This window comes from Dietzia sp. E1, from assembly GCF_014145015.1.
Lineage (GTDB): Bacteria > Actinomycetota > Actinomycetes > Mycobacteriales > Mycobacteriaceae > Dietzia > Dietzia cinnamea_A.
Window position 1 is genome coordinate 1 of the sequence record NZ_JAALDU010000398.1, and the last position, 11,641, is coordinate 11,641.

General features: G+C 71.1%; 12 protein-coding genes. 9 read left to right on the plus strand and 3 right to left on the minus strand.

Annotated features, from left to right (window positions below; translation table 11 throughout):
* Positions 1 to 1,188, minus strand: a 1,188-nt coding sequence (locus G6030_RS12790; protein WP_182643380.1) for an MFS transporter, incomplete at its 3' end; no start/stop codon positions are given.
* A gap of 151 nt (positions 1,189 to 1,339) precedes the next feature.
* Between G6030_RS12790 and glmU the strand changes: the two genes are divergently transcribed.
* The 4 genes from glmU (at position 1,340) to G6030_RS12810 (ending at position 5,127) form a co-directional block, all read left to right on the plus strand.
* Positions 1,340 to 2,821 (plus strand): bifunctional UDP-N-acetylglucosamine diphosphorylase/glucosamine-1-phosphate N-acetyltransferase GlmU, encoded by a 1,482-nt coding sequence (gene glmU, locus G6030_RS12795; protein ID WP_007630092.1) that lies wholly within the window; start codon positions 1,340 to 1,342, stop codon positions 2,819 to 2,821.
* Positions 2,818 to 3,795, plus strand: coding sequence for a ribose-phosphate diphosphokinase (locus tag G6030_RS12800; RefSeq protein ID WP_007630089.1), 978 nt, complete (start codon positions 2,818 to 2,820; stop codon positions 3,793 to 3,795). Before glmU ends, G6030_RS12800 begins: the two co-directional genes overlap by 4 nt.
* 8 nt (positions 3,796 to 3,803) lie before the next feature.
* Positions 3,804 to 4,145, plus strand: coding sequence for an arsenate reductase (glutaredoxin) (gene arsC / locus G6030_RS12805; RefSeq protein ID WP_063972815.1), 342 nt, complete (start codon positions 3,804 to 3,806; stop codon positions 4,143 to 4,145).
* Positions 4,146 to 4,497: 352 nt separating this feature from the next.
* Positions 4,498 to 5,127, plus strand: coding sequence for a 50S ribosomal protein L25/general stress protein Ctc (locus G6030_RS12810; protein ID WP_007630085.1), 630 nt, complete (start codon positions 4,498 to 4,500; stop codon positions 5,125 to 5,127).
* 290 nt (positions 5,128 to 5,417) lie between these two features.
* Here the strand turns inward: G6030_RS12810 and G6030_RS12815 are convergent, their stop codons facing one another.
* On the minus strand, positions 5,418 to 6,035 hold the full coding sequence (locus G6030_RS12815; RefSeq protein ID WP_182643381.1) for a LysE family transporter: 618 nt from the start codon (positions 6,033 to 6,035) through the stop codon (positions 5,418 to 5,420).
* Positions 6,036 to 6,103: 68 nt separating this feature from the next.
* Here G6030_RS12815 and G6030_RS12820 point away from each other — a divergent pair, with 68 nt between their 5' ends.
* Genes G6030_RS12820 through G6030_RS12830 form a run of 3 tightly spaced genes read left to right on the plus strand, consistent with a single transcriptional unit; the run spans position 6,104 to position 8,098 of the window.
* The gene (locus G6030_RS12820) at positions 6,104 to 7,000 is read left to right on the plus strand and encodes a LysR family transcriptional regulator ArgP (protein ID WP_182643382.1); all 897 of its coding nucleotides are present in this window, start codon (positions 6,104 to 6,106) and stop codon (positions 6,998 to 7,000) included.
* A 31-nt stretch (positions 7,001 to 7,031) separates the two neighbouring features.
* Positions 7,032 to 7,634, plus strand: a complete 603-nt coding sequence (pth, locus tag G6030_RS12825) for an aminoacyl-tRNA hydrolase (protein WP_182643383.1) — start codon at positions 7,032 to 7,034, stop codon at positions 7,632 to 7,634.
* A complete protein-coding gene (locus G6030_RS12830) occupies positions 7,631 to 8,098 on the plus strand; it encodes a DUF1990 family protein (protein WP_182643384.1) in 468 nt (155 codons plus the stop codon). Before pth ends, G6030_RS12830 begins: the two co-directional genes overlap by 4 nt.
* Here the strand turns inward: G6030_RS12830 and G6030_RS12835 are convergent.
* A complete protein-coding gene (locus G6030_RS12835) occupies positions 8,086 to 8,538 on the minus strand; it encodes a DUF6508 domain-containing protein (protein ID WP_206680912.1) in 453 nt (150 codons plus the stop codon). The genes G6030_RS12830 and G6030_RS12835 overlap by 13 nt on opposite strands.
* A gap of 374 nt (positions 8,539 to 8,912) precedes the next feature.
* Here G6030_RS12835 and G6030_RS12840 point away from each other — a divergent pair, with 374 nt between their 5' ends.
* Entirely contained in the window at positions 8,913 to 10,583 is a 1,671-nt protein-coding gene (locus G6030_RS12840) for a peptide chain release factor 3 (protein WP_182643386.1), read from the plus strand.
* A 280-nt stretch (positions 10,584 to 10,863) separates the two neighbouring features.
* Positions 10,864 to 11,641 (plus strand): LLM class F420-dependent oxidoreductase (locus tag G6030_RS12845; RefSeq protein ID WP_182643387.1); only part of this gene is annotated, 778 nt, incomplete at its 3' end.

An 11,641-nucleotide genomic window follows, 5' to 3' on the forward strand; every position in this document is an offset into this window, starting at 1 on the left:
GCCGGCCGCCGCGACCGCGGTGCCCACCGACGCCGCCGCCACGCCGTGGGCGACGTCGCCGATGCGCGGGCCGCCGGCCACCACGACGATGAACACGCCCTGCAGGCGACCACGCATCTCGTCGGTGGCCGACTCGAGCAGGATGGCCTGACGGAACGCGGCCGAGACCATGTCCACCGCACCGCCGAACGCCAGCGCCGCGAGCGCCAGCCACAGCCACCAGGCCGAGCCTCCGGGCGAGGCCGCACCGACGAACACGCCGAAAGCGACCATCGCCAGGCCCCACAGCGCCACGCACACCAGCACCGCCAGGCCCTGCCGTCGCACGCGCGGGATCCAGCCGGAGAACACGCCGCCAAGTACGGCGCCGACGCTCATCGCGGCGAACAGCAGCCCGAGCGCGGTCCCGCCCGTCGCCGGGTCGCCGAAGGACTCGGTGGCGATCTGCGGGAAGAGCGCCCGCGGCATGCCGAAGACCATGGCGATGATGTCCACGAGGAACGAGGCCAACAGGATGCGGCGGGTGGCCAGGTAGGCGAACCCGTCGATCACCGACCGCAGGCCGACCGAGGGTCGCTCCCCCGACACCGGCTGGGGCGGGAGCCGGTAGACGGCGTACAGCGTGGCCAGCAGCGCCACCGAGTCCAGCAGATACAGCGACTCCAGCCCGAGCACCGGGATGAGGATGCCCGCCGAGAGCGGCCCGACGATCGCGCCGAACTGCATGACGGTCATGTTCAGCGCGGAGGCGGAGGCCAACTGATCGGGCGGGACGAGTTTGGGGATGATCGCCGACCGGGTGGGCTGGTTGACCGCGAAGAACGCCTGCTGCACGGCGAGCAGCCCCATCACCAGCCACACGTTCTGGTTGCCGGCGGCGGCCTGCAGCCAGAACAGCGCGGCGGTCACGATGAGGCCGGTGGTGGTGATCATGAGCAGCTTGCGCCGGTCGAACGCGTCGGCCAGCGCGCCGCCCCAGAGACCGAACACGATGAGCGGCACGAGCGCGAACACGCCGGTGAGACCGACGTAGGCGGAGTTGCGGGTGATCTCGAAGACCTGTTGCGGCACCGCGACGATGGACAGCTGCGCGCCGATCACCGTGACGATGTTGGCGAGCCACAGTCTGCGGAAGTCCGGCTGCCGCAGGGGCCGCGTATCGGCGAGCTGACGCCTGAGAACTGACACGCCGGGTGAGGCTACTCGTCTTCCGAGACGGTTCGAATCGTCGGAGCCACCCTCTATCCTCAGACGCGAGTGCTCAACACTGGTCACGATTGCGCAGATGTTGAGCAGCCACCCATCCCCCACACGGCGCTGCCACGCCCGAGGAGACTTGATGACGACACCGCAGACCGATCGCACCCAGACCGCGGTCATCGTCCTGGCCGCCGGCTCCGGCACCAGGATGAAGAGCGCCACACCCAAGATGCTGCATCGCGTATGCGGGCGGACCATGCTCGGCCACGCCCTGCACGCGGCGGCGGGGATCGAGCCGGACGCGATCGTCGTGGTGGTGGGCCATCAGCGCGAGCAGGTCTCCGCCGCGGTGGCCGAGCTGTCGTCCGAGCTCGGCGTGCCCGTGTCGACGGCGGTCCAGGAGGAGCAGAAGGGCACCGGTGACGCGGTCGCGGCCGGCATGTCGGGGCTGCCCGCCGACTTCTCCGGCACGGTACTCGTGACCACCTCCGACATCCCGCTGCTCGACGCCGAGACGTTGCGCGAGGTGGTGAGCCGCCACGACATGCGGCCGCGGGCGGCGGTCACCGTCCTGACGTCGACGGCGCCCGACCCCACGGGGTACGGCCGCATCGTGAGGAACGACGACGGCGAGGTGCTCAGGATCGTCGAGCACAAGGACGCCTCGGAGGACGAGAAGGCGATCGACGAGGTCAACTCGGGCATCTACGCGTTCGACGCGCAGGTCCTGCGGGACAAGCTCGGACAGCTGAGCACCGACAACTCGCAGGGCGAGCTGTACCTCACCGACGTCATCCAGCTGGCCCGCCGGGCCAACGGGCTCATCCGCGGGCACCGCGTCGAGGACGCGGACCTCGTGGCGGGCGTCAACGACCGTGTGCAGCTGGCCGCGCTGGCCGGCGAGATGAACCGCCGGCTCTGCGAGTCGGCCATGCGCGCCGGGGCGACCATCGTCGACCCGTCCAGCACGTGGCTCGACGTGGGCGTGCAGATCGGGCGGGACGTGACGATCCTGCCGGGCACGCATCTGGCGGGCGCGACGGTCATTCACGACGGCGCGACCATCGGCCCCGACACCACCCTGCAGGACACGACCGTCGGCGAGGGCGCCGTGGTCGTGCGTTCACATGCGGTGAGCGCCACAGTCGGGGCTGGCGCCGAGGTCGGCCCGTTCGCGTATCTGCGGCCCGCCGCGGACCTCGGTGCGAACAGCAAGATCGGTACGTTCGTCGAGGTCAAGAAGTCGACGATCGGCGCCAACACCAAGGTGCCGCACCTGACCTATGTGGGGGACGCGACCATCGGTGAGCACACCAACATCGGGGCGTCGAGCGTGTTCGTCAATTACGACGGGGTGAACAAGAACCGTACAGTGATCGGCGATCACTGCCGCACCGGTTCGGACACCATGTTCGTCGCACCGGTGACCGTCGGAGACGGGGCCTATTCGGGCGCGGGTACCGTGATCAAGGACGACGTCCCGCCGGGCGCCCTCGCGGTGTCCGGAGGACGGCAGAGGAACATCGACGACTGGGTGATCAAGAACCGGCCGGATTCCGGCTCGGCCGAGGCCGCCCGTCGTGCCCGGAACGACTCCCAGAAGGACGGACTCACGCAGTGAGCGAGTGGATCGACAACCAGAAGAACCTGATGTTTTTCGCGGGGCGCGCGCACCCCGAGCTCTCCGATCAGGTCGCCGCAGAGCTGGGGGTCGAGGTCACCCCGCAGACTGCCCGGGACTTCGCCAACGGCGAGATCTTCGTCCGCTTCGAACAGTCGGTCCGCGGCTGCGACGCGTTCGTGCTGCAGAGCGCCCCTGCCCCGCTGAACAAGTGGATCATGGAGCAGCTCATCATGATCGACGCGCTCAAGCGCGGCTCCGCCAAGCGGATCACGGCGGTCCTGCCGTTCTACCCGTACGCGCGCCAGGACAAGAAGCACCGCGGGCGTGAGCCGATCTCGGCCCGCCTCATCGCCGACCTGCTCAAGGCCGCCGGCGCCGACCGGATCATCACGGTCGACCTGCACACCGACCAGATCCAGGGCTTCTTCGACGGTCCGGTCGACCACATGCACGCCCAGGGTCAGCTGTCGGACTACGTGCGGCAGCACTACGGGACCGACAACATCGTCGTGGTCTCCCCCGATGCCGGCCGCGTCAAGGTGGGCGAGAAGTGGGCCGACGCGCTCGACGGCGCCCCGCTGGCGTTCGTCCACAAGACCCGCGATCCCAACGTGCCCAACCAGGTCAAGTCCAACCGCGTCGTCGGTGACGTCGAGGGCAAGACCTGCGTGCTCATGGACGACATGATCGACACCGGTGGCACCATCGCCGGCGCGGTCAAGGTCCTCAAGGACGCCGGTGCGGGCGACGTCATCATCGCCACCACGCACGGCATCTTCTCCGACCCGGCCGCCGAGCGCCTCGCCTCCTGCGGCGCCAAGGAGGTCATCACCACCGACACGCTGCCGATCCCGCCGGAGAAGCGCTTCGAGAACCTCACCGTGCTGTCCATCGCGCCGCTGCTGGCCCGGACCATCCACGAGGTCTTCGAGAACGGCTCGGTGACCAGCCTGTTCAACGGTTCCGCGTAGGGGCGACCATGGACGCGACGATCTACCACAACCCCCGCTGCTCCAAGTCGCGGCAGGCTCTCGAGCTGCTGCGGGAGCGGGGCGTGGAGCCGACGATCATCAAGTACCTCGACACCCCGCCGACGGTCGAGGAACTGCGCACGCTCATCGCGGACGCCGGGCTCACGGTGCGGCAGGCCGTCCGCGTCAAGGAGGCGGAGTTCACCGAGCTCGGCCTGATCGACGCCTCGGATGACGAGCTCCTCGCCGCGATGGTCGCCCACCCGCGGTTGATCGAGCGGCCCTTCGTCGTCACCGACAAGGGCACCCGCCTCGCGCGCCCCACGGCGGAGGTCGAGGAGATCCTCTGACGCCACCCCGCCCGGTTCGCGCCTGACGAATACCGGCACCCCACGCGCCCGGACCCGCCGTTCCCTTCCGAGGGGCGGCGGGTCCCGCGCATTTCCGGTCTCGCCGTGCCCGTGTGTCTCCGGCGGGTCCCGCGCACTTCCGGTCTGGCCGTCGGCTCTCGCCCGATTCGCGCTTCCCGCCCGGCCCGGCTCGTCCGATTTGGGTGCGAACCCCCGGCGCCGCTAGGCTGGTCGGGTCATCTCGGCGAGGGAGGACCCGCAAGGGCCGCTCCGTTATCGACGCGATCACCTCTGGCTCCCGCCTCTGGTGCGCTTCGCGCCGGGCCGGAAATACCAACACAGAGGTCATCGCATGTCTGACGTCAACAAGCTCGCCGCCACCGTCCGCACCGAGTTCGGCAAGGGCGCCTCCCGCCGCGCCCGCCGCGACTTCAAGGTCCCCGCGGTGCTGTACGGCCACAACACCGAGCCCCGCCACCTGCTGCTGGGCGCGCTCGAGTTCGCCGCCATCCTGCGTCACGCCGGCACCAACGCCCTGCTCACCCTCGACATCGAGGGCGAGGAGCAGCTGGCGCTGCCCAAGCAGATCGACGTGCACCCGCTGACCCGCGTCATCGAGCACACCGACCTCATCGTCGTGAGGAAGGGCGAGAAGGTCGTCGTCGAGATCGCCGTGCTGGTCACCGGCGAGGCCGCCCCCGGCACCCTGGTCACCACCGACGCCGACGTCATCGAGGTCGAGGTCGACGCCCTCAACATCCCCGAGGACTTCGAGGTCTCGGTCGAGGACGCCCAGGCCGGCACCCAGATCACCGCCGCCGACGTCACGCTGCCCGCCGGCGCGACCCTGATCTCCGACCCGGAGACCCTGCTGGTCAACGTCATGGAGGCCCCGTCGGGCGCCGACCTCGAGGCCGACGAGGAGGCCGCCCCCGAGGGTGCGGCCGCCGAGGATGCCGCGAAGGCCGCCGAGGAGGGCTGATCCCCTACTGCCGCGCTGTAGCGGCGAGGAGGCCACGGGCCCGGAGGCGACCTGAGTGTCGTCCCGGGCCCGTTCCGCATTTCCCCACCCGGACATCCGCTCCCCCGCCTGGCGTCTCGCTCCACGGGGATGGCGCCTCGCTCCCGTGCCCGTACGCCCGAATCCATCGCCGCTCCCCGGGATGGCGTCCGGCCCGCCCGCCGGAGCGCGCGAGACGCCATCCCGGCGCGCGGCTGTGCGGGGACCGGCGGATTGACGCGGGTTCGGCCGGCCCGGCGCGAGCGAGCGGGTCAGCCGCGGACGAGCCCCACCGCGAGGACGAACATCATCACGGCGATCGCCCCGTCGAGCACACGCCACGCCCCGGGCTTGGCGAACAGCCCGCGGAGCGCCTTGCCGCCGAAGCCGATGAGCGAGAACCACACGGTGCCGGCGAGGAACGCCCCGGCGGCGAACACCCACCGCAGGTCCCCGCCCTGCTGGTTGGCGAGAGTGCCGAGGAAGACCACGCAGTCGAGATAGGCGTGCGGGTTGAGCCAGGTGAACGCCGCGCAGGCCGCCACCGCCCCCATCGTCGACGGGACGCGGCCGGTGCCGTCGGCCCGCAGCCCCTCGCCCGGGCGGATCGCGCGGACCGCCGCGAACGTCCCGTAGGCCATGAGGAACGCCACGCCGATCCACGTCATCACCGTCAGCGCACCCGGCGCCGTCTCGATGAGCGCGCCCACCCCGGCCACCCCGAGCAGGATGAGTGCCGCCTCGGAGAGCACGCAGAACACGACGATCGGCACCATCGACACGTCCCCGCGGATCGAGCGCTGCAGCACGTACGCGTTCTGCGCGCCGACGGCGGCGATGAGTCCGAGGCCGATACCTGCGCCCATGAAGAGTGTGGAAGTGGTGGTCACGCCCCCAATCTAGGCAAGCGTTCATCAGTAGTGCGACTACAGTTTCTGCTCTAGCATTAGCTGCACTTATGAACGCTCTCCAGCTGGACCAGCTCCGCACGCTCGTCGCCGTCGTCGACCTCGGCTCGTTCGAGGCCGCCGCCGCGCACCTGCACATCACCCAGTCCGCGGTGTCCCAGCGGATTCGCGCTCTCGAGGAGTCCGCCGGTCGCATCCTCGTGCGCCGCGAACGCCCCATCACCGCCACCGAGTCCGGCGAGACCGTCCTGCGCACGGCCCGGCAGATGCTGCACCTCGAGGAATCGCTCGCCGGAGAGCTCGACGACCTCGGCTCCGGGCAGGACCCGGTCGTCCTGGCCGTGGCGTGCAACTCCGACTCCCTGTCCACCTGGTTCCTCGACGCCATGACCGAGGTCCACGACGGCGGCCGCGTCGTGTTCGACATCCGCCGGGAGGACGAGTCCCTGTCCAGCGAGCTCCTGCGCCGCGGCGAGGTGATGGCCGCGGTGACCAGCCAGTCGCGCCCGGTCCAGGGGTGCCGCTCACTCCCGCTGGGGTCGATGCGGTACCTCGCCTGCGCCAGCCCGGGATTCGTCGCCAGGCACCTGCGGGAGGGCACGACGACCGCCGCGCTCGGGCGGGCCCCCATCGTGGACTTCGACCGCAGCGACGGCCACCAGAACCACCACTACCGCCGGCTGGCCCGACGCGAGCCGACCGGGCCCCGGCACTTCATCCCCAGCTCGCACGACCACGTCCGCGCGATCGTCGCCGGGCTGGGCTGGGGCCTCATCCCCGAACAACTGGCCACGCCGTGGCTGGTCTCCGGGGAGATCGTCGAGGTCTCCCCGGATCGCCCACTCGACGTGCCCCTGTTCTGGCAGCACTGGAAGCTCCAGTCCCCCGATCTGGACGCCCTCACCGCCGCCGTGCTCGACACCGCGCGCACCGAGCTGCGGATATGAGCCCCCACCCGGCGTCTGGGATCATGGGCGCGTGACTACCGCCGACCAGCCGTCCGGCCCCACGCTCGTGGTGGGCCTGGCCAACCCCGGACCCGACTACGAGGGCACCCGCCACAACATCGGCTGGGACGTCCTGCAGGAGCTCGCCTCCCGAGCGCTGCCCATGCCGGCGAGCTTCTCCACCCACAAGAAGACCAACTGCGAGATCGCCCAGACCCGCCTCGCCGGCACGCCCGTCGTGCTGGCCCGCCCCCGCAGCTACATGAACCTCTCCGGCGGCCCGGTCGCGGCAGTGGCCAAGTACTTTTCCGTGGCGCCCACCGACGTGATAGTCATCCACGACGAGATCGACATCGACTTCGGCCAGGTCCGACTCAAGCGGGGCGGCGGCGAGGGCGGCCACAACGGCCTGCGCTCGGTGTCCAGCTCGCTCGGCACCCGCGACTACATCCGGGTCCGCGCCGGGGTGGGCCGCCCACCGGGCCGGATGGCGGTGGCCGACTTCGTCCTCAAGCGCTTCTCCAAGCTCGAGCAGCCCGACGTGCCGTTCCTCGTCCAGGACGCCGCCGACGCCGTGGAACTGCTCCTCCAGCACGGGCTCGACACCGCCCAGAACCAGGTCCACTCGGCGTGAGCCGGATCCGGCGGTTCGAGCGCGAGGCCCACCTGGGCTCCGGGGCCGCCCTCTTCGACCGCGCCGGCGACCACCTCATGGACTGGCAAATGCATCGCCGCGCCGGCCTCGTCGTCGTCGCCGACGGACCCGCCACCCCCGGCCGGACGGTGACACTCCGGCCCCGCACGGGCCCCGCGGCGTGGCTCCGGCTCACCGCACCGTGCGAGGTCACCGAGGTCACCGACATGCCCGATGCGCGCGGCTTCACCTACCGCGCCCTGCCCGGCCATCCCGAACGCGGATGGGAGCGCTTCCTCGTGCGGCGCGACCCCGCCACCGACGCCGTGTCGCTGACCATCACCGCCGAATCCGCGCACGCCACCCTGCTCGCCAGGCTCGGCGCACCCGTGGCCCGGGCAGAGCAGGACCGGCTCACGCGCCGCTACCTGGCGGCACTGCGGCCCGACGATCACAGGTCGTAGAGCTCCCGCAGCCGGTCGAGCAGCGCCACGAGCGTGCCCTCCCTCAGCGCCTCGGCCATCCCACCCCCCTCGAAGCGCTCGGACCGGGCCACCCACGTGATGAGCGCCCGCGTCAGCTCCTCATCCGCCGTCTCCGCCAGCCCGGCGAGGTCGGTCAGCCCGCCGTGTGACAGGCCCCGCCGCGCGAGCTCCTCGAGGTGCCCGTGCCGCGTGAGAACGCCCCCGTCGAACGCCGCCATCACCGCCCGGGCGTCGTCCTCGACACCCGGATAGCGCAGCAGCGACCGGTGCGCCGCCCACGCACCGCCGGGCCGCCCGGCCTCGCGAAGCACACGCAGCCGCTCGACCGCGGGAAGCAACCGGCGGAGCGCCCCCCTGCGCTCCTCCCACTGCCCCCGGTCCTCCTCGCTCATCGGATAGTGACTGTCGTCCTCCCCCATCTCCCTCTCCCCCTTCGGCTCGTCCCCCATCACTGCCCCGCGCACCGTAGCGGCCGGGTCCGACACCGACCGGCCGCGGCACCTGCTGAAATAATCGGACACTTACCCGTTCGCCGTTACCGGTCCGCGGAGGCGACCCGGTATGTGAACGGCGACAACAGTACTCGGTCGACGCCCGAGCCCGGGCCGGCGCCCCGGGAGAGCCGCCGGTGTCGGAGGGGCCGCACCGCCGTCGCGCTGCGCGCCACGTCTGACCTCGCCTTTCACGGGCCCCACCGGGCACGGGGTGACGTGGGCGGATTCGGTGCGCGGACGAGGGCGGACGTACCCTGGGTGACGACGACGAGGGCCGTCGACTGCTGTGAGGAGTACGCGTGACCGAGACCGCCGAGGACACCGGAACGGGCGGACACGCCTCGGGTGCGGACACCGCCGGGGACGTCGCGTCCGAGGTCGCGCGCCGCAGGACGTTCGCCGTGATCGCTCATCCGGACGCCGGTAAGTCGACGCTGACGGAGGCGCTCGCGCTGCACGCCCGGGTGATCACCGAGGCGGGCGCCGTGCACGGCAAGTCCGGTCGCCGCTCCACGGTCTCGGACTGGATGGAGATGGAGAAGGCCCGCGGCATCTCCGTCAGCTCCACCGCGCTGCAGTTCACGTACGCCCCCGAGGGATCGGACGTCGACGACCCGTACGTCATCAACCTCGTCGACACCCCGGGCCACGCCGACTTCTCCGAGGACACCTACCGCGTCCTCACGGCCGTCGACGCGGCGGTCATGCTCATCGACGCCGCCAAGGGCCTCGAGCCGCAGACGCTCAAGCTGTTCCAGGTGTGTAAGCACAACGGTCTGCCGATCATCACGGTGATCAACAAGTGGGACCGCCCCGGCCGCGCGCCGCTGGAGCTGCTCGACGAGATCACCGAGCAGATCGGCCTCGTCCCCACGCCCCTCTACATGCCGGTCGGCATCGCGGGCGACTACCGCGGCCTGCTCCGGCGCGGTGAGGACGGCGCGCCCGAGGAGTACGTCCACTTCACCCGCACCGCCGGCGGTTCGACCATCGCGCCCGAGGAGCACTACGACCCGGACACCGCCGCCGAGCGCGAGGGCGACGTGTGGGAGACCGCGGTCGAGGAATCCGAGCTGCTCTCCGCGATGGGCCAGGACCACGACCAGGAGCTGTACCTCGCCGGCGAGACCAGCCCGGTGATCTTCGCCTCCGCGATGCTCAACTTCGGCGTCCACCAGATCCTCGACGCGCTGGTCGAGCTGGCGCCGCCGCCGCGGGAGTGGCCCACCGTCTCCGGTGAGCCGCGGCAGACCACCGACCCGTTCTCGGCCGTGGTGTTCAAGGTGCAGGCCGGCATGGACGCCGCGCACCGCGACCGCCTGGCCTTCATGCGCGTGGTCTCCGGCGAGTTCGAGCGCGGCATGGTGGTCCAGCACGCGCAGACGGGTAAGCCGTTCACCACCAAGTACGCGCTGACCGTGTTCGGCCGCGACCGGTCCACCGTCGAGACCGCCTACCCCGGCGACGTCGTGGGCCTGGTCAACGCCACCGCCCTGGCACCCGGCGACACCCTCTACACGGGCAAGAAGGTGCAGTTCCCGCCGATCCCGCAGTTCGCGCCCGAGCACTTCGCGGTGGTGCGTGCGCAGTCACTGGGCAAGTACAAGCAGTTCCGCAAGGCGATCGACCAGCTCGCCGCCGAGGGCGTGGTGCAGATCCTGCGCAACGACACCCGTGGCGACGCCAACCCGGTGATGGCCGCGGTCGGCCCGATGCAGTTCGAGGTGGTCACCGCCCGCATGAAGGCGGAGTTCAACGTCGAGGTGCTGGTGGACAACCTGCCGTACACGATCGCGCGCCGCACCGACGCCGACTCCGCGGACGAGCTGGGTCGCCAGCGCGGTGTCGAGGTGTTCGAGCGCACCGACGGCGAGCTGCTGGCCCTGTTCGGCGACAAGTGGCGCCTGCAGTACATCACCAAGGAGATGGAGCACCTCACCATCGAGCCGCTCGTCGCCGACACCAACTAGCCCTGCGCTCCCCATCCGGCGGGCCGCAGCCTGGCACCCCGGCGCGCTGTAAAGGTCATAATCATCTCGGGAATGGTTGTAGCCATCGAGGCGAAACGGCGGATTCGGCTCGATGATTACGACCAAATCTGGAGGTCGGGCGGCTGCTGGGTGGTCGTCGGGCGGCTGTCGGGTGACTTTCGGGCGGTTGGTGGGTGGATTGCTGGCCGGGCGGGCTGGTTGGCGCGGATACGCGGGGCGCGGTTGGCGCGCAGACGCGGACCGCGGGCAAGCTGGACCCATGCCTAGTGATTCCCGCGTGTCCCTCCGCGTCTTCGTCGAACCCCAGCAGGGTGCGACGTACGCCGACCAGCTCGCCGTCGCCCGCGCCGCCGAGGACCTCGGCTACGAGGCGTTCTTCCGCTCCGACCACTACCTCAAGATGGGCGACGTCAGCGGCCTGCCCGGCCCCACCGACGCCTGGCTCACCCTCGCGGGCCTGGCCCGCGAGACGTCCTCCATCCGGCTCGGCACGCTGCTGACCTCGGTGACGTTCCGGCACCTCGGCCCGCTGGCGATCTCCCTGGCCCAGGTCGACGAGATGTCCGGCGGACGACTCGACGTGGGCCTGGGTGCCGGGTGGTACGAGGACGAACACACCGCGTACGGCATCCCCTTCCCGCCGCTCGGCGAGCGGTTCGACCTGCTCGAGGACACCCTGGGCGCGCTCGAGCAGCTGTGGTCGACGCCCGCGGGTGAGACGCTCACGGTCCGCGGCAAGCGCATCGATCTCGTCGACTCCCCCGGCCTGCCCAAGCCCGTGCAGTCGCCGCCGCCCGTGATCGTCGGCGGCCACGGTAAGAAGCGCACCCCGGCGTTGGCCGCCCGGTTCGCCGACGAGTTCAACGTCCCGTTCGCCGACGTCGACACCGTTGCGACCCAGTACCGACGCGTCGACGAGGCCTGCGCCGAGCGCGGCCGGGCCCCTGAGGAGATCATCCGCTCGGCGGCACTCGTCCTGTGCTGCGGCCGCGACGAGGCCGAGATCGCCCGCCGCGCCGACGCCATCGGCCGCGAGG